The organism is Stenotrophomonas sp. YJH_SMC_16 (assembly GCF_059367875.1).
This window is the reverse complement of the sequence record NZ_JCAFRH010000002.1, coordinates 419,084-436,232: the sequence shown is the minus strand read 5'-3', so window position 1 is coordinate 436,232 and position 17,149 is coordinate 419,084. Positions and strand designations below refer to the sequence as shown.

At 64.6% G+C, this 17,149-nt stretch carries 15 protein-coding genes and 1 pseudogene; 13 read left to right on the top strand and 3 right to left on the bottom strand.

Annotated features, from left to right (window positions below; all coding sequences use genetic code 11):
• Positions 1-795 carry an AraC family transcriptional regulator gene (locus AC5P6E_RS06700; protein WP_329835622.1) on the top strand — a complete coding sequence of 265 codons (795 nt, stop codon included), beginning with the start codon at positions 1-3 and terminating at the stop codon, positions 793-795.
• A 35-nt stretch (positions 796-830) separates the two neighbouring features.
• Here AC5P6E_RS06700 and AC5P6E_RS06695 read toward each other — a convergent pair whose 3' ends face one another.
• A complete protein-coding gene (locus AC5P6E_RS06695; protein ID WP_495230795.1) occupies positions 831-1,652 on the bottom strand; it encodes an alpha/beta fold hydrolase in 822 nt (273 codons plus the stop codon).
• 358 nt (positions 1,653-2,010) lie between these two features.
• Here AC5P6E_RS06695 and AC5P6E_RS06690 point away from each other — a divergent pair, with 358 nt between their 5' ends.
• The 3 genes and pseudogenes from AC5P6E_RS06690 to AC5P6E_RS06680 all read left to right on the top strand — a co-directional run bounded on the left by AC5P6E_RS06690 (position 2,011) and on the right by AC5P6E_RS06680 (position 8,638).
• Entirely contained in the window at positions 2,011-6,738 is a 4,728-nt protein-coding gene (locus AC5P6E_RS06690) for an RHS repeat-associated core domain-containing protein (RefSeq protein WP_495230794.1), read from the top strand.
• 470 nt (positions 6,739-7,208) lie between these two features.
• Positions 7,209-7,726: pseudogene (locus AC5P6E_RS06685) on the top strand (RHS repeat-associated core domain-containing protein); the annotation flags it as partial.
• 516 nt (positions 7,727-8,242) lie between these two features.
• On the top strand, positions 8,243-8,638 hold the full coding sequence (locus tag AC5P6E_RS06680; protein WP_019337818.1) for a hypothetical protein: 396 nt from the start codon (positions 8,243-8,245) through the stop codon (positions 8,636-8,638).
• 49 nt (positions 8,639-8,687) lie between these two features.
• On the opposite strand, the gene AC5P6E_RS06675 is transcribed toward AC5P6E_RS06680, so the two are convergent.
• A complete protein-coding gene (locus AC5P6E_RS06675) occupies positions 8,688-9,062 on the bottom strand; it encodes a hypothetical protein (protein ID WP_010485290.1) in 375 nt (124 codons plus the stop codon).
• A gap of 603 nt (positions 9,063-9,665) precedes the next feature.
• On the opposite strand from AC5P6E_RS06675, the gene AC5P6E_RS06670 reads away from it, so the two are divergent.
• A complete protein-coding gene (locus tag AC5P6E_RS06670) occupies positions 9,666-9,995 on the top strand; it encodes a hypothetical protein (RefSeq protein WP_010485292.1) in 330 nt (109 codons plus the stop codon).
• Here AC5P6E_RS06670 and AC5P6E_RS06665 read toward each other — a convergent pair.
• The gene (locus AC5P6E_RS06665; protein ID WP_019337817.1) at positions 9,989-10,393 is read right to left on the bottom strand and encodes a hypothetical protein; all 405 of its coding nucleotides are present in this window, start codon (positions 10,391-10,393) and stop codon (positions 9,989-9,991) included. The genes AC5P6E_RS06670 and AC5P6E_RS06665 overlap by 7 nt on opposite strands.
• Positions 10,394-10,587: 194 nt before the next feature.
• On the opposite strand from AC5P6E_RS06665, the gene moaA reads away from it, so the two are divergent.
• The 8 genes from moaA to AC5P6E_RS06625 all read left to right on the top strand — a co-directional run bounded on the left by moaA (position 10,588) and on the right by AC5P6E_RS06625 (position 17,093).
• Entirely contained in the window at positions 10,588-11,568 is a 981-nt protein-coding gene (moaA, locus tag AC5P6E_RS06660) for a GTP 3',8-cyclase MoaA (RefSeq protein ID WP_010485296.1), read from the top strand.
• 8 nt (positions 11,569-11,576) lie between these two features.
• Positions 11,577-12,572: a bifunctional molybdenum cofactor biosynthesis protein MoaC/MoaB gene (moaCB, locus tag AC5P6E_RS06655; RefSeq protein WP_019337816.1), complete on the top strand. Its 996-nt coding sequence runs from the start codon at positions 11,577-11,579 to the stop codon at positions 12,570-12,572.
• Complete coding sequence (locus AC5P6E_RS06650; RefSeq protein ID WP_019337815.1) at positions 12,572-13,825, top strand: molybdopterin-binding protein; 1,254 nt, start codon at positions 12,572-12,574, stop codon at positions 13,823-13,825. The genes moaCB and AC5P6E_RS06650 overlap by 1 nt, the downstream gene beginning before the upstream one ends.
• A complete protein-coding gene (locus AC5P6E_RS06645; RefSeq protein ID WP_019337814.1) occupies positions 13,825-14,085 on the top strand; it encodes a MoaD/ThiS family protein in 261 nt (86 codons plus the stop codon). The genes AC5P6E_RS06650 and AC5P6E_RS06645 overlap by 1 nt, the downstream gene beginning before the upstream one ends.
• 3 nt (positions 14,086-14,088) lie before the next feature.
• Complete coding sequence (locus tag AC5P6E_RS06640; RefSeq protein ID WP_019337813.1) at positions 14,089-14,589, top strand: molybdenum cofactor biosynthesis protein MoaE; 501 nt, start codon at positions 14,089-14,091, stop codon at positions 14,587-14,589.
• A gap of 36 nt (positions 14,590-14,625) precedes the next feature.
• Positions 14,626-15,168 (top strand): molybdenum cofactor guanylyltransferase, encoded by a 543-nt coding sequence (gene mobA / locus AC5P6E_RS06635; RefSeq protein WP_019337812.1) that lies wholly within the window; start codon positions 14,626-14,628, stop codon positions 15,166-15,168.
• The gene (locus AC5P6E_RS06630) at positions 15,165-15,530 is read left to right on the top strand and encodes a DUF7009 family protein (RefSeq protein ID WP_019337811.1); all 366 of its coding nucleotides are present in this window, start codon (positions 15,165-15,167) and stop codon (positions 15,528-15,530) included. The genes mobA and AC5P6E_RS06630 overlap by 4 nt, the downstream gene beginning before the upstream one ends.
• Positions 15,531-15,674: 144 nt before the next feature.
• Positions 15,675-17,093 carry a NarK family nitrate/nitrite MFS transporter gene (locus AC5P6E_RS06625; RefSeq protein ID WP_019337810.1) on the top strand — a complete coding sequence of 473 codons (1,419 nt, stop codon included), beginning with the start codon at positions 15,675-15,677 and terminating at the stop codon, positions 17,091-17,093.
• The last annotated feature ends 56 nt before the right edge of the window (positions 17,094-17,149 follow it).

Genomic DNA, 17,149 nt, shown 5'->3' with positions numbered 1-17,149 from the left:
ATGGCTCGCATTTCGCTCCCCGGCTTTGACCTGGACCCGGACGAGACCGATCGCCCGGCGGTCGCCAGCCGCCTGCAGGTGGCCGAGCACGACGCGGAGATTCCCGTGCATGAGCACCGCAAGGGTCAGCTCATTCTTGCGCTGCATGGGGCGGTGACCTGCGAAGTGGCCAATGCGTTGTGGATCGTGCCGCCCCAGTGTGGCGTCTGGATTCCGGGTGGCATGCCGCACAGCAACCGCGCCACCGCCAACGCGCGCCTGTGCTACCTGTTCGTCGAGCCCGGCATCGTCGATCTGCCCATGCAATGCGTGACGCTGGCGATCTCCCCGATGCTGCGCGAGATGATCCTGCACCTGGCCGACGCGCCGCTGGACTACCCGCATGGCAGCCACACCGACCGGCTGGCGCGGGTGTTGCTGGACGAGTTGGTACAGATGCCGGCCGAGCATCTGTCGCTGCCGGTCAGCCATCACCCGAAGGTGCGTGCGCTGGCGGCGGCGCTGTCGGCGGATCCGGCAGACCGCAGCACCATCGGCCAGTGGGCCGTGCGCCTGGCCCTGGGCGAGCGCACGTTGACCCGCCTCATCGAACGGGAAACGGGACTGTCCTTCGGGCGCTGGCGGCAGCAACTGCACCTGCTCATCGCCATTCGTGAACTCGCCGCGGGTGCACCGGTACAACGCGTTTCCGAGACGCTGGGCTATGAGTCGGTGACGGCCTTCATCACGATGTTCAAGAAGGCGCTTGGCCTTTCCCCGACGCGGTACTTTGCGGTGCGCCTGCGCGGGCAGTAGTCGGGAACATCCCGGCAAGCCCTTGCCTGGAATGGCTAGTTCAAGGTGCCGGAGACCGATTGAATCGCGGTCACCACCGCAGCAGGATCCTCGCGCTGGAGGGTATGCCCGGTCGCCAGGTAGCGATGCGTGCCGCGCGTGAATCCCAAGAAGAGCAGGGCGTGCTGCGCCTTCCAGAGTGCCTTGCCCGCTGCGGTTTCTTCGAAGAACAGCGGTTCGGCAGCGAGCTGGGTTGCAGTCAGCAGCGCGACCGGCACGTCCGGCATTGAGCGCGGGGTCTGTGCACCGGGTGCATCCAGTTGTTCCGTCAGCACGGCATAGTCGGCGGCCATGGCCGGCGGCAGCATTGCCCGCAGCTGGGCATCGTCTGCCTGCACGCGGGCACTGTCGGCCTGCTTGAACGCATGGCGCTGACCCATCGTGGCCGGGTCCACCAGCACCAGGCCCTGCAGGCGCTCCGGATGGCGGCGTGCAAACTCCGTGGCCAGCAGGCCGCCATAGGAATGACCCACCAGCACCACGCGGCGACCGGGGGCGAGCGTATCGATCACGGCTGTGAGGTCGGCCAGATGCGCATCGATGCGCTTGGCGTGACCGTCGCTGCCGGACTTGCCGAGTCCTGCACGGGCGTAGGTGATGCTGTGGTAGTCGCGCCCCAGACCCGCAACCACCTCCTTCCAGGCGCCCGCGCCCTGCCCGAAACCGGATTCAAAGACCACAGCGATCGGGCCGGTCCCCGTCTCTTCGGCCTGCAGTGCGTAGGCGCCGCGATCCACCTGGATTTCGCCGGCGTGGACGGAGCCTGCTGCGGCCATCACCGCGGCCAGCACCCACATCGTCACTCGGCTGCTATTCATTGCCATTCCCCCTGGGCCGTGCCGCGTGCCAGCCCTTCCGATGGGTCAGGTCTGCAGCGGAGTGCCACAGCCTGCCGACCTCGCGACAGGTCGTGCTGGTAATGTAGTGATGTATAACACCGACCCCCTGTGCAGGAAGTCATAGGGACGGGGGCGTAGACCGCTGAATGGCGTTGGATGCTTGAATCTGTGATCGGTTACGCGGCTCCACACTTGAACGTGCAAGCGTCCTCAACGATAAAGGCGGCATGTGGCACTGCCGCATACCGGACCAGGGACGATCCGAAGCATGACGCGGGGCACAGCTCCGCGTTCTCGTTCCCGCCGGCGCTGTGTTCGTCCAGGAAGGAGAACAGGGATGTTGGAACGACTGAAGACCATTTCGTGTGCCGTGCTGGCGATTGTTGCCGTCGGCGGCTTCGCCCCTGCCGTGGCACAGGCGCAGGAAAGCAGGATCACCTGGCGTATTTCGCAGCCCGGCGGCGATGCGACTCAATACAAGACCCAGCAGGCGGCGGTGGCTGCCATCAAGAACCTGCCCGCACCCAGCCCGTTCCCGCCGGAGTTCCAGTTCGGCTGGCAGTACGTGGACAAGATCAAGTCGAAAGTCGTGGACTTGAACGGCAACACGTCGATCACCTACTGGATGGGGAAGGCGCAACCCTCCGATCCAGACTGGACCTATCTGAGTACAGAAGAGTTTTCGACGGAAGAGGCGATGGTTGCGAGCTTCCTCGCGGAAGTCCAGGCAAGCAATCCTGTCTGTCCGGGTGCTGCTGTCACACCTCAAGGCGACTGGTTCTCTGGTACGCCGGAAACGGAAGGCGTTGTGGAGTCGAGGTTCTATCAGATCACTCATATGATCGGGCAGAACACGGCCGAATCGCCTTGCGCTCCCTACGTGAGCCAGATGGCCTTCGGACGCAAACGCCGCCTTGATTGCCCTGTTCCTCTTACGCAGTGGTCCAACAAGCACAACGCCTGCGTCAGCGAAGAGTTCGTTGCCACCATCACTTCCAAGTCGCAGAAGTGCGACAAGGACGGTGGCAATGGTAGTTGCCCTTTGACGGGCAGAGATAGTGCTTCTGAGTTCGGCATGGATATGAGCCCAGTTGCCCGAAATGAGCCGGAAACGGATGGTGGCGCCTGCGACGGCAATGTCGGCAACCCCTGCGATGTCAAGACCGGTGAAAAGTATGAGATCGCGCGGGACTTCGATCTTGGCTGGATCGCACTGACGCGTTTCTATCACTCCGGCATCTCCACGTCCTCCGGTGGCTTCGGTTATGGCTGGACCCATTCGCTGGGCGCCCACCTGGCACTGGATGGCGTTGACAGCGTTGGCATCATTGAAAGCACCGGTTTCCAGCGGGCGTTCAAGAAGATCGGCCAGGCCTATGAGGCGGACGACGACAGTGGCGATCGTCTCGTCCAGAACGGCAACTGGACACTGTATTCGGCGGGCTCCATCTCGACCTTCGGTGCGGACGGGCGTCTTGCCGCCAAGCGCTTCCCGGATGGCACGTCGCTGACCTACATCTACGACGACAGCGACCGCCTTGCGGCGGTCACCCACAGCAGTGGCCGCACACTGGAGTTCGTTTACCAGTCCAACGACTATGAGGCGCTGATCAGTTCGGTGCTGGTCGAAGGCATTGCGCTCGCCACCTATATCTACACGCCGCAGAACCAGGTCGCCACGGTGACCTATGCGGGTGGTGGTGTGCGGACGTATCACTACGAGAACCAGGACTTCCCCCAGCACCTGACCGGCATCACCGCCGAGGACGGTCGCCGCTACAGCACCTTCACCTACGATTCCATCGGTCGTGTGATCTCCAGTCAGCATGCCGGCGGTGCCGATGGCGTGACGCTGGCCTACAGCCCCAATGGCGGTGCGGTGGTGACCGACGCGCTGGGGCGGCAGACCGACTACACCCTGACACCCGGCGGCGATAGCGCTCCGTCGCGCAAGGTGACCGGCCTGACGGATTCGCAGGGAACCGTCAGCCGAACCTACTACGACCAGAGTGTCGACTTCCGCCGGCGCCTGGATACCTACACCGATCGCCGCGGTATCCAGACCAAGCACACCTATGCGCAGGGCACCGATCCGGTGAGCAGTCGCGCCGTCAGCATCCATACCGTGACCGAAGCGGTCGGCCTGCCCGAACAGCGTGTGGTGACCACCGCGCGCGACATCGAAACCAATGCGGTACTGACCACCCGGATTGGCAGCCGCGAAACCCGCACGGCCTTCAATGCCCGGCGCCAGCCAACGACCAACACGGTAACCGACACCGCGTCCGGCCAGACGCGCATTACCAGCTATACCTACTGCGAAGCCGCGGACGTGGCTGCGGCAGGCAGCTGCCCCGTGGAAGGGTTGCTGAAGAGCGTGGATGGCCCGCGTACGGATGTGGTCGATACTGTTACCTATGCTTACTACCCGGCGGATGACGCAGGGTGCGCGACCAATGGTGCATGTGGCTTCCGCAAGGGCGACCTGCGCAGCGTGACCAATGCGCTGGGCCAGACGATCGAGACCTTGGCCTACGATGCGCTCGGACGGCCGTTGTCGGTCAAGGACGCCAACGGTGTGGTCACCGATTACACGTACCATGCCCGCGGCTGGCCGACTTCGATCACCGTACGCGGTGCCAGCACGGCCGAGGACCGCGTTACCCAACTGAGCTACTGGCCAACCGGCCAGGTGCAGAAAATCACCGAGCCGGATGGCAGCAGCGTTTCCTACGTCTACGATGGTGCCCTGCGCTTGACTGACATCGAGGACAACGCAGGCAACACGATTCACTACACGCTGGACAACGCCGGCAACCGTCTCAAGGAAGACACGCTGGATACCGGCGGTACCCTGCGCCGTACCCTGGCGCGGACGTTCAACACGCTCGGCCAGCTGACCGCACTGAAGGATGCGGGCAACCACGCTACCGGCTTTGCCTACGATGCCAACGGCAACCCGCAGACCGTGACCGACGCACTGCAGCGCGTGACCAGCCAGCAGTACGACCCGCTGAACCGCCTGGCCCAGACCCTGCAGGACGTCGGCGGCGTCGCGGCGGAGATCCGCAGCCAGTACAACGCGCTGGATCAGGTCACCCAGGTCACCGACCCGAAGGGCCTGCATACCACGTACGCCTACAACGGGTTCGGTGACCTGACCGGGCAGGTCAGCCCGGACAGTGGCGCCGGCAGCTTCACGGTGGATGCGGCAGGCAACCGCAAGACGGCCACCGATGCGCGCGGCGTCACCGCCACCTATCACTACGATGCACTCAATCGCCTGATCGGCGTCGCCTATCCGGATCCCAATCTGGGCGTGGGCTACAGCTATGACGTGGCGCCTGCTGCGTGTGCTGCCGATGAGCGCTTTGCCAAGGGACGGTTGGGGCAGGTGCTGCACGCCAATGGCAGCACCCAGTACTGCCATGACCGCTTCGGGCAGGTCACCCGCAAGGTGCAGACCGTTAATGGTGTCGCCAGCACGCTGCGCTATGCCTACAGCAAGTCGGGTCGCCTGACCGCGTTGACCTACCCCGACGGCACCGTGGCCGACTACGTGCGCGATATTCAGGGCCGCATCAGCCAGATCGGTCTGACCCGGCCCGGCCAGGCGCGCCAGATCGTGGTGAACAACGTGACCTACGCAGCCTTCGGCCCGGCCACTGGCTGGACCTACGGCAACGGCCGCCAGCTGCAGCGTCCGCTGGATCTGGACTATCGCCCGCAGGCGATACACGACCCGGCCGCAGGTGGCCTGTCGCTGGGCTATGGCTACGACCCGGTCGGTTCGATCACCGAGCTGAAGAACGGCACAGGCTCAACGGTACTCGCCAAGTACGCCTACGACACGCTGGGCCGCCTGACCCAGACCCAGGACGGCACGACCGGCACGCCGATCGAAACCTATGCCTACGACGCCACCGGTAATCGGACCGCGCTGACCACGTCGGCAGGCACCGCCAGCTACACCTATCCCGCAACCAGCCATCGCCTGACTGCGGTGGATGGCGAAGCGCGCACCCATGACGCGGTGGGTAACACCACCAGCATCGGCAGCAAGACGTTCACCTACAGCGATGCCAATCGCATGAACGCGGTGAAGCAGGGCAATGCCGTACTTGAAAGCTACGCCTACAACCATCGTGGGGAGCGCGTGCTGCGCACCCCGACCGGTGGAACTGCCCAGATCACGCTGTACGACGAAGCAGGGCAGTGGCTGGGCAACTACTCAGCCACGGGCCAGGCGCAGCAGCAGGCCATCTGGCTGGACAACTACCCGGTGGCGCTGATCAATGTGCCGAGTACCGGCGTGCCGGAGCTGGCCTACGTCCAGCCGGATCATCTGGGTACGCCACGTGTGGTGATCGACCCAGTGCGGAATGTCGCGATCTGGGAGTGGAGCAACAAGAGCGAGGTGTTCGGTAACCAGATCCCGAGTGTCGACCCGGATGGGGATGGTGTGGCGTTCGAGCTGGCGCTGCGCTTCCCGGGCCAGCAGGCGACGGATGCGAGCGGGTTGTTCTACAACTACTTCCGTGACTATGACCCGGCGTCGGCTAGATACGTGGAGAGCGATCCCGTTGGGTTGAACGCCGGCGTCAGTACGTATGGCTACGTGATCTCGAACCCCGCCCGATTTACTGATCCGCTTGGGCTGACGACGACGCTAATAACGACATACGATTTCGGTATTGCAAACCATTCGGCGATTCATGTTTCGATACCTGGCAAGCCTGATTTCCTGTACGACCCTTCCGGCAGCTACGCACCTGGTGGTCGTCGAGGAACCGGTGGGCTATTTGAGGGGCGCGATGCTAGCTTGGCCAGCTACAAAAAGTATCAGGTGGGAACTGGTAGTCGAGTTGAATTAACGGTAATCCCTTTGACTCCGGAGCAAGAGTTAACTCTCATTGCGAACGCGGAGGAGTGGGGGGATGCACGTGGCTTCTGGTGTGCGAGCCACGTGTCCGGCGCGTTGGATGGAATGTGTGGGATAAAGCAAACACTCTTCCCGGGTGTTCTTCAAAAGAGTGCAAAGGCGGCAGAATGTCCAGTCAAATGAAGGATAGGCTTATTTCATCATTGATATGCTTCACTCTATCTGTTTCTGTGAATTTTGCGGGATGGATATGGATATCCGCGTTCATGAAGATAGGAGCGATGCGAGTTCCCTACGTACTGCTTCTCTCACTACTTCTTTCGGTTACATTCTATGCGCTCTCTCGATGCGAAAGTATGCGCCGCATCCCGCGAAGTTTAGTGGTGGGGTTGATCGCTGGTCTTGTACTCGGGGTCGTGGCTGTAACTTCTTCCAATCTGGCAGTTGATGGGGGGGGGCGCTTGCTTCTACAGAGCCTTGAGAGATTCGGAGCAACGGCGTTGGTAGCAGACCTTTGGCCGTCGCTATTACTTGGAAGCTGGCTTGTGGGGGCGGTCGCATTTTGCGGGGCGTCGGTTTACTTAAGGCGAGCGTTCCTGAGGACGCCCTGAATAATCGCCGCAGAGCCTTGGATTTCGACCGCGCTGAATTGATCCTATGCCTGCGGCGCCACCGGTAATGGCCGCGCTGACTACCTCGGCGGGAACTACCGGCTACACCTATCCAGCATCCAGCCATCGACTGACTGCAGTGGATGGTGAAGCGGGCAGCCATGACGCGGCCGGCAACACTACCAGCGTCGATAGCAATGCGTTCACCTACAACGATGCCAAACGCATGAATGCACGGTGATGCGGTGCTAGAAAGCTATGCCTACAACCTTCGCGGTGAACGCGTGCTGCGTACCCGACCGGTCACGTTGTACGGCGAGGCTGTGCAGTAGCTGGGCAACTAGTCGCCACGGGCCAGGCGCAGCAGTGGGCCATCGCGCTGGACAACTATCCGGTGGCGATGATCAGCGTGCCAAGCGCAGGTGTGCCAGAGCTGGCCTACATCCAGCCGGATCATCTAGGCACGCCGCCGCGCGGTGATCGACCCGGTGCGGAATGTCGTGATCTGGGAGTGGAGCAACAAGAGCGAAGTGTTCGGTAACCAGATTCCGAGTGCCGATTGGTGCTGCTGATCCGTTTGGTCTGTGCGAGGATGATCACGTCTACTGCATTGATCGATTCAGTCTCTGCTCTCCGCAGTCCGCATTCAGAGCTGCGAGAGTGGTAAGTGCTCCAGGTGCGCCGCCGGCCCGAGAGGGGTTCACTCCGGACGTTGAGCTTGTCGGGAACGGTGGACGAAACCCCATTACTCAGTGGGTGGACTCAACGAACATGACGATCGTAAATTCAACGCGTCCTGGCCATCAGTTCCATCCAGGCACGGTATCGTGGAAGGTGGCGCCTGGGCCGCTGGGAATCGGGTCGCAGATCACAATCGTGGGCGATGGCTCCGGGCCCAATCCGATACTCAACGATGCGCTTGGTTTCCTGATTTTTGGCCCTGCGGCGACGTTGGCCGCCACACTCTGCATACTTGGACCTCGATGATGGTGAGGCTCCTGACAGCGCTACTTCTGATTGGAGCGGGACTTGGATTCTCTGGCGGCGCATGGGCTGTAGGAAAACGGCCCTTCAAGATGATCCAGTTCTGCGTGCATGACCAAGAGGGCATGAAACGGTTCAAGCAGACCCTCAGCGCCATTGCCCAGGACGAAAAGATGCAGTTCTTTGATGGCAGCGCGGAATTGGATCGCCAGCTTGCCAGGTCAAAGGTGGACGTGAAGCGCCCTGTCGTCTACGTCGGAGTGAAGCGGGAAGATGGCTCGGGACTGGAGGCGGGGAACCTCGGATTGGATCGCTTCGAAATAGCCATCGGCTTCTCTGAAGGGAGGAAGCCTGCCGAGGCCCAGTCATTTTCTTCCCGTGTCGAACGCACCTTGGCCGAGCGCTGGAATGTACTCGCGATTCCACCGGACAAGGGCGCTACGCCGCTGGCATGTCGGGCGGGCAGGCCACAATCGGTCGCGCGATGAAAGAGCCTATGTCGGATGATGGAGGGAGCAGCCTGATCGTCCGCTGCCATTATGGATCAATCTGCAACCGCCCCACCGCCTGGGCGCACAACGACTGGCAGGCCATGACCAACCCCTCCATCACCCGGTCGCCCACGTACTGCCCGGGTTCGCCGTTCTGCCGGGTGCGTTCCGCCGCCAGCAGCATTTCCAGCACCACCCGCAACCCGTTCAACGCGCAATCGGCATCGGCCAGGGCCAGGCAGCGGCCGGGCAGTTGATGCCGCTCCGGCCAGGGCTGTCCGTCGGCCGCCGCACCGGAGCCGATGCGGTGGAGATTGGCAATGAAGGTGTTCCTGTCCACCGCAGGCGCAGCCTGTGGCGAACCGTCGTCGCCGGCGGTGCTGCGGTAGGCGTGCAGATGCGGGAAGTCCGATTCGTTCATGGCGAGGCTCCGTGCAGGGCAATCGGTAGCCGCCACCCGAAAGGTGGCGGGCGGTACGTGGTTCGAATCCGGGTTGGCCTCAAGCCGGCGGGCGCGAACGCCCCCAACGCACCGCCCGCCATAGCCGGCAGACGGATTGCCAGCCGGCGCCACGCATGGTGACGCCGGCTGGCAAGCGCACTTACTCAAGGCCAACACGGGATTCGAAGCCCGGCCACCCTTTTCCGGTGGCACGCCATCTGAGCCCTTGGCGCTGTGCAATGCCAATCAGAAGAGTTGCAAAGATCACTCGATTGGAGACGCTTTCGGCATTCTCCCACGCTGTTAAGCACTGCCAGCACAGGCTGGCGCGGTGATCCGCCCGCACCGTGCAATCTGCGACAGGTGTCGAGGTTGGAAGGAGGAAGGGGGCGGGTGGGGAGGGGCGATGGCGACAGGGATAACAGGACCGGTAGCGCCGGGCCACGCCCGGCGAGCCGACGGCGCATGAACATGGAGGATTCCGCCGGGCATGGCCCGGCGCTACCGATTCCGTTGTTCCTTGACGTTCCCAGCCACCAAGCGCAGGCTTGTTCAGCACGTTTCCTAAACAGAAGGAGACTTATGACCGCGACCGCTTCGCTGCACCCAACCCCCGACACTCAGGGCCGTTCCCGCCTTTGGAGTGTTTTCTGGCTGCAGGGCGTCATTCCCAGCAATATTCTGTGGGCGGTGGCCCTCTGGGCCCTGGCCAACCAGCGCACCCCGCTGCTGCTGGGGGTATTTGCCGTGCTGCTGCTCTATACCGGCTGGATCATCCCGGCGGTCTGGCGGGCGGCGCCCGCCGCGCATAACCCCAACCTGGGCGTGGCGGCGCGCGGGCTGACCGTGGCCTGGGGGCTGAACACTGTGCTGGTGATCTTCTTTCTGACCCTGCAGCTGGTGGCTCAATAGAACTGAACAGGCTCGCCGCCCCGGTCGAAGGCGGCGAAGCGGCCGATCTGACCGTCGTGGATGGCGTTGACCATCAGCTTCAGCGGGCGCGCGGCTTCGTCGCTGTTGGGTGCGAAACCACCTCTGCCATCCAGTGCCGCCACGAACACCAGGTCCCAGTCGATGCCGGTGGTGGTCGACTCGGCCGCCAGCGCCTGGAAGCTGGGCACCTCGTCCGGCAGCTTGTCCACGCACAGCACCGGCGACAGGGTGCCGCCCTCGCGGCGGTCATGCCGGTCGCGCTGGTCACCGGTGGGCGATTCGGGCAGCTCGGCGCGCACGAATACGAACAGCAAGCGTTGCGGTTCAGCCTGCTGGCCGGCGGCATGCAGCAGTTGCTGGAAATCGTTCATCATCATGAGGGTTGTCACACGCCCGCTGCACGGAAAGCCGCATGCTGCCATAACGCCTGCCGCGCGGGGCCGAAGACGATTGATTTAAGTCATGCCCATGGAACTGAAGGCCGCGTACTCTGGCAATCGTTCCAGCAGGCGAGGGTATCCGGGCCGTTCCGGGCATAGGCAAGACGGTGGAGCAACAAGGTGGACCAGCCATGAGCCAACTCACCGACGGTTTCGGACGCAGCTTTCCGTACCTGCGCCTGTCGTTGACCGAAGCCTGCAACTTCCGTTGCAGCTACTGCCTGCCCAACGGTTACCAGGCCGATGGCCGCCCGCGCTTCCTGCAGGTGGATGAAATCGCGCGTCTGGTGCGTGCGTTTGCCGCGCTGGGCATGAGCAAGATCCGCCTGACGGGTGGCGAGCCCAGCCTGCGCAAGGACCTGGATGAGATCATCGCCACCGTGGCGGCGGTGCCGGGCATCCGCAAGGTGGCCATCACCACCAACGGCACGCTGCTGCCGCGGCGCCTGCCGGGGTGGCACCGCGCCGGCCTGACCGCGCTGAACGTGAGCATGGACAGCCTGCAGCGCGAACGCTTCAGGACCATCACCGGGCATGACCGCCTGCCGGAGATCGAACAGGGCCTGGCCTTGGCGCAGGCGCTGGGCCTGCCGGCGATCAAGCTCAACGCGGTGCTGCTGCGTGGCCTGAACGACGACGAGCTGCCGCAGTGGATGGACTACCTGCGCGATCGTCCCTTCAGCGTGCGCTTCATCGAACTGATGCGCACCGGCGACAACGAAGCCTATTTCCAGCGCCACCACCTGCGCGCCGACGTGGTGATCGAGCAGCTGCTGGCGGCTGGCTGGCACGAACGGCCGCGCGCCGCCGATGCCGGTCCGGCGCGCGAGTTCGGCCACCCTGACCATCGCGGCAGCATCGGCATCATCGCCCCGTATTCGCGCGACTTCTGCAAGGGCTGCAACCGCCTGCGGGTGACCGCCAAGGGCGACCTGCGGCTGTGCCTGTTCGGCGAGTTCGGCGTGCCGCTGCGCCCGCTGCTGCAGAGCGACGACGACCATGACGCGCTGCTGGCACGCATCACCACACAGCTTGGCCTGAAAGCGGCCGGGCATGGACTGCACCAGGGCCAGACCGGGCTGACCCCGCACCTGGCCTCCATCGGAGGATGAGCAACACGATGAGTGGGGAATTGAATGCGGCCTTCCATATGGCCGATGTCCGCGACAAGCGCATCACCCGCCGACGTGCGGTGGCGGTGGGCGAGCTGCATGCCGGTCCAGTGGCCTATCCGCTGATCGTCGAGCGCCGCCTGCCCAAGGGCGATGCGCTGGTGATGGCCGAGATTGCCGGCCTGCAGGGCGCCAAGATGGCCTCGATGCTGATGCCGCTGTGCCATCCGCTGCCGCTGGAACTGGTGCAGGTGTTCTGCACGCCGGTACCGGAACGGCAGGCGATCCGCGTGTGGTGCGAGTGCGCCAGCGAGGCGCGCACCGGCGTGGAGATGGAGGCACTGGCCGGCGTCAACGCGGCGCTGCTTACCCTGTACGACCTGAGCAAGCCGGTGGAACCGGCCCTGCGCATCGAAGGTATCCGCCTGCTGTTCAAGGAAGGCGGCAAGCGCGGTGTCTGGCTGCACCCCGACGGCATGGACGATGCCGAGCGCACGCGTTTCAAGCCGCGTGCGCCGAAGGGCCTGGAGGGCGCGGCCTGCACGGTGATCACGCTGAGCGATCGCGCCAGCGACGGCACCTATGAGGATATCTCTGGCCCGACCCTGGTGACCGGCCTGAAAAAGCTGGGCGGCGAGGTGGTGGCCGCTGAGGTGTTGCCCGATGGCATCGAGCCATTGGCGGGCCGCCTGCAGGCCTTGGCCGCCGAGGGCGTGCGCCTGTGCCTGTGTACCGGTGGTACCGGGCTGGGCCCGCGTGACCTGACCCCGGAGGCGCTGCGTTCCCTGAACGCGCGGCCGGTACATGGCCTGGCGCAGATGGTGCGGGCACTGAGTGCACAGCACACGCCGATGGCCTGGCTGAGCCGCGCCGAGGTGGTGCAGCTGGGCAACATGCTGGTGTTCGCGCTGCCCGGCAGCCCGAAGGCGGCGGCGCAGTGCCTGGACATCCTGGCGCCGGTACTGGGCCATGCCCTGGCGATGGTCGAGGGTGGTGGCCACTGATGATTGCCTACAGCGAAGCCCTGAAGCACCTGCTGGACGCAGCCACGCCGCTGCCGGCCGAGCGCCTGCCGCTGCATGAGGCCGGCGGCCGTACCCTGGCCAGTGACATCCACAGCGGGCAGTCGTTGCCGCCGTTCGACAACTCGGCGATGGACGGCTTCGCGCTGCGCGCCAACGGCGCGGCGTTCGAGGCCGGTACCGAATTCGCGGTGCAGGGCTGGCAGGCGGCCGGCGATGCCGGCGCCGAAGGCGGCGAGGGTGCATGGGAAATCATGACCGGTGCACGCATGCCGTCCGGGCTGGATACGGTGGTGCCGGTCGAGAACGTGGAGATCCTCGCCAGCGAGGAGGGACGCCCGACCCGCATCGCCTTGAAGGCATCGGTGAAGCCGGGCCAGCATGTGCGCCTGCGCGGCCAGGACGTGAGCGAAGGCGAGCGCGTGCTGCAGGCCGGGCAGGTGCTGGATATCAATGCGCGCACCCTGCTGCATGCCATCGGCGTGGGCCAGGTGGCGGTGGTGGCGCGGCCGAAGGCGGCAGTGATCGCCACCGGCAAGGAGCTGGTGACCGAGGCGGCGCAGACGCTGGAATCTGGCCAGATCCGTGACAGCAACCGGCCGTACCTGGTCGGCCGCCTGCAGGCCGCCGGTGCCGAGGTGGTCTGGCAGGGCACGGTGGGCGACGACGTGGCCGCGTTCAATGCGGTGCTGGATGAAGCGCTGGCCGCTGGCGCGCAGGTGCTGATCAGCACCGGTGCGGTGTCGGCCGGCCGCTACGATTTCGTTCCCGATGCGCTGCGCGGCCGTGGTGCGCGCATCGTCTTCCACAAGGTGGCCATCCGCCCGGGCAAGCCGCTGCTGTTCGCGGTGCTGCCCAATGGCGCACTGTACTTTGGCCTGCCGGGCAACCCGGTGTCGGCGGCCGTGGGCCAGCGTTTCTTCGTCGAGCCGGTGCTGCGCCGCCTGCTGGGGCTGGCGCCGGAGCTCATGTTGCAGCTGCCGCTGCAGGCCGACGTGCGCAAGCCGCCGGGCCTGCGCTTCCACGCGCGTGCGCGGGTGGAAATGGACGGGGAGGGGCGCCTGAGTGCGCGCGTGCTGTCCGGGCAGGAGTCGTTCCGTTTGATGTCCATGCTGCAGGCCAACGCCTGGGTGGTGCTGGAGGGTGAGGGTGACCTGGCCAGCGCCGGCACCTACGTGCGCGTGCAGGGCTGGGGTCACCACGAACCGGTGCAGCTGGTGAGCCAGGAGTCATGATGAAACAGGTGAATCTGCAGTTGTTCGGCGCGTTTTCCGATCTGGATGCCAGTCGCGAGATCGCCGTGGATGTAGCCGGTGGCACCGTGGCCGATCTGCGCCAGGCGCTGCGCGAGCTGCTGCCGCTGCGTTGGCCGGGTTTCCGTGCCGGCCTGCTGGATTATTCGGCGTTTGCCGACCAGCAACGCGTGCTGCGCGATCACGAGGCGCTGCCCGACGATGGCCGGGTGGCGATCCTGCCGCCGGTGAGCGGGGGCTGAGCGATGAACGAGAAGATCATCGCGAAGGTGGTGGACCGCGCGCAGGCGGCGATCGATCCGGCCGAGGGCATCGCTGCGGTCTCTGATCCGGGCTTCGGCGGCATCGACGTGTTCATCGGCAAGGTGCGCGACGTCAACATTGGCCGGCCGGTGACCGGGATCACCTACGACCTGTTCGAGCCGCTGGTGTTGAACGAGTTCAAGCGCCTGGCCGCCGAGGTCGAGGCCACGTTCGGTCCGAAGCTGAAGCTGTATGTGGCCCACGCCAAGGGGCGGTTGGGCATCGGCGATGTGGCTGTGGTGGTGGCTGCGGGCAGCCCGCACCGTGACGAGGCGTTCCGCGCATGCCGGCAGTTGATCGAGGTGGTCAAGCACCAGTGCCCGATCTGGAAGCAGGAACATTACGAGGACGGCGACAGCGAGTGGAGCGAGGGTTGCAGCCTGTGTCACGTGGACAGCGAACCCGGACATGCCGATGACCATGCGCATGATCATCAACATTGATGCCGACGCAGCCACGCAGGGCGTGGCTCTACTGCGATGAGCATCAACGGCATCGTACTGGCCGGTGGCCTGTCCAGCCGGATGGGTCGCGACAAGGCACTGCTGCCGTGGCAGGGCCGCACGCTGCTGGAACACATGCGTGGCCTGTTGATGCAGGCTGGCGCCGAATGGGTATGGGTAAGCGGTGACTATCCGACCTTCGGTGGCATCCCCGATCAGGTTGCGCGCTGCGGCCCACTGGGAGGGTTGCACAGCGTGATGCAGCAGATGCCCGACAGCCAGGCCTGGGTGGTGGCGGTGGACACGCCGTTGCTGGCACCGCGGCTGCTGCAACGGCTGGCTGGCGAGGGTCTGGGCGCATGCACGATCTTTGACGGGCATCCCTTTCCCATGCTGTTGAATGTGGACAATGCCACTCGTAGCGTGCTGGCCGCGATGCTGGATGATGCGGAAGGGCCGCGCTCTGTACAGGCGTTCCAGCGTCGCCTGCAGATGCACGTGCTGGCGCTTGAAAGCGTTGACGAAGCCTGCCTGGTCAACTGCAATACCCCCGAACAATGGGAGGATGTTGCGTCATGAAAGTGCAGTTGCAGGACCAATCGGTACGGCTTCGCCTGGACGAGGCCGAACTGGCTCGCCTGCTGGCCGGTGAATCGGTCGAGAACATGACCCGCTTCGGCGGCATTGAAGGTTGGGGCATGGCGGTCTCGCTGCATGGCGGCGAGCAACCGGTACTGCTCGATGGTGGCACCTTCTGCCGCCTGGTACTGCCGCGCTCGGCAGTTGAGGCCTTGGCGGCACGGCTGCCGTGCCGGGATGGCCTGCCATTCGACATTGCCCTGGAAGATGGCAGCCAGCTTCAGCTGCAGTTCGATGTGGACGTGCGCGATAGCGTGCGCCAGCGCGGAGTCACGCGCCGCAATACCGCTTCATCGGTTTGACATTTGTCAGGGGCAGGGTGGAAACCGGCTCCTGATTGATCCAGATCAACCCCGTCGTAGTTGCTGCACGGCCTAATGGCTGCATGACGACGGGTCACAACTTGAAAGCAATACCCACGTCATTCCACAGCCTTGGAGCCATGTATGACCGTCGGTAGCGATCCTGTTGTCCGCAGCACTGCCCGTCCGGGTCGCGTCATCAGCGACTGGACGCCGGAGGACCCCGGCTATTGGGAGCGCACCGGCAAGCGGGTTGCCACCCGCAACCTGGTCATTTCGATCCCCTCGCTGCTGCTGGCCTTCTCGGTCTGGGTGCTGTTCTCGGCGGTGTCGATCAGCCTGCCGAAGATCGGCTTCAACTTCAGTACCGACCAGCTGTTCTGGCTGGTGGCGCTGCCCAGCCTGTCCGGCGCAACCCTGCGCATCTTCTATTCGTTCGTGATCCCGATCTTCGGCGGCCGCCGCTGGACCGCGCTGTCCACCGCGTCGCTGCTGGCGCCGACGCTCTGGCTCGGCTTTGCGGTGCAGGACCCGGCCACGCCGTACTGGGTGTTCGTGGCCATCGCGATCCTGTGTGGCTTCGGCGGCGCGAACTTCTCGTCGTCGATGTCCAACATCTCCTTCTTCTACCCCAAGCAGAAGCAGGGCCTGGCGCTGGGCCTGAACGCCGGCCTGGGCAATGTGGGCGTGTCGGTGGCGCAGGCGGTGATCCCGCTGGTCATCACCGTAGGCGTGTTCGGTGCGCTGGGTGGTGCACCGCAGCCCGCGGTGGAGGGTGGGGCACCGCTGTTCCTGCAGAACGCCGGCTTCATCTGGGTGCCGGCCATCGCGCTGTGCGCCATCGCGGCCTGGTTCGGCATGAACGACCTGACCAGCGCCCGCTCGTCGTTCTCCGAGCAGGCGGTGATCTTCCGCCGCAAGCACAACTGGCTGATGTGCTGGTTGTACATCGGCACCTTCGGTTCCTACATCGGTTTCTCGGCCGGCTTCCCGATGCTGGTGAAGAGCCAGTTCCCGGACGTGAACCCGCTGGCCTACGCCTTCATCGGCCCGCTGCTGGGCGCGCTGATGCGTTCGGTGGGCGGCAGCATGGCCGACCGCTGGGGTGGCGCCCGCCTGACCTTCTGGGTGTTCGCGCTGATGATCGCGGCGGTGTTCGGCGTGCTGCACTTCCTGCCCAGCCATGGCCAGGGCGGCAACTTCCATGGCTTCCTGCTCAGCTTCATGGCGCTGTTCGTGCTCAGTGGCATCGGCAACGGCACCACCTTCCGCATGATCCCGGTGATCTTCCGCACCCTGCATGAGCGCTGGTCGGCCAACGACAACGCCGAGGGCAAGGCCACGGCCGCACACCAGGCCAGCATCGAGTCGGCCGCGGTGGTCGGTTTCTCCGGTGCGATCGGTGCCTACGGCGGTTTCTTCATTCCCAAGAGCTACGGCTCGTCCATTACGTTGACCGGCAGCCCCGACATGGCGCTGTACGGATTCGTTGTTTTCTATGTCACCTGCCTGGCCGTGACCTGGTGGTGGTACTACCGGCGCGGTGCCGAGACACCCTGCTGACGACATGAAAACGCACCGCAGCCAGATGACACACACAGCCACGATGCCGATGTCCG

Coding starts and splice junctions, on each gene's coding strand:
- AC5P6E_RS06680 (WP_019337818.1), top strand. CDS start 8,243: ATGATCCAGTTCTGCGTGCATGACCAAGAGGGCATGAAACGGTTCAAG.
- AC5P6E_RS06665 (WP_019337817.1), bottom strand. CDS start 10,393: ATGATGATGAACGATTTCCAGCAACTGCTGCATGCCGCCGGCCAGCAG.
- AC5P6E_RS06640 (WP_019337813.1), top strand. CDS start 14,089: ATGAACGAGAAGATCATCGCGAAGGTGGTGGACCGCGCGCAGGCGGCG.
- AC5P6E_RS06700 (WP_329835622.1), top strand. CDS start 1: ATGGCTCGCATTTCGCTCCCCGGCTTTGACCTGGACCCGGACGAGACC.
- AC5P6E_RS06650 (WP_019337815.1), top strand. CDS start 12,572: ATGATTGCCTACAGCGAAGCCCTGAAGCACCTGCTGGACGCAGCCACG.
- moaA (WP_010485296.1), top strand. CDS start 10,588: ATGAGCCAACTCACCGACGGTTTCGGACGCAGCTTTCCGTACCTGCGC.
- AC5P6E_RS06630 (WP_019337811.1), top strand. CDS start 15,165: ATGAAAGTGCAGTTGCAGGACCAATCGGTACGGCTTCGCCTGGACGAG.
- AC5P6E_RS06690 (WP_495230794.1), top strand. CDS start 2,011: ATGTTGGAACGACTGAAGACCATTTCGTGTGCCGTGCTGGCGATTGTT.
- moaCB (WP_019337816.1), top strand. CDS start 11,577: ATGAGTGGGGAATTGAATGCGGCCTTCCATATGGCCGATGTCCGCGAC.
- AC5P6E_RS06695 (WP_495230795.1), bottom strand. CDS start 1,652: ATGAATAGCAGCCGAGTGACGATGTGGGTGCTGGCCGCGGTGATGGCC.
- mobA (WP_019337812.1), top strand. CDS start 14,626: ATGAGCATCAACGGCATCGTACTGGCCGGTGGCCTGTCCAGCCGGATG.
- AC5P6E_RS06645 (WP_019337814.1), top strand. CDS start 13,825: ATGAAACAGGTGAATCTGCAGTTGTTCGGCGCGTTTTCCGATCTGGAT.
- AC5P6E_RS06625 (WP_019337810.1), top strand. CDS start 15,675: ATGACCGTCGGTAGCGATCCTGTTGTCCGCAGCACTGCCCGTCCGGGT.
- AC5P6E_RS06670 (WP_010485292.1), top strand. CDS start 9,666: ATGACCGCGACCGCTTCGCTGCACCCAACCCCCGACACTCAGGGCCGT.
- AC5P6E_RS06675 (WP_010485290.1), bottom strand. CDS start 9,062: ATGAACGAATCGGACTTCCCGCATCTGCACGCCTACCGCAGCACCGCC.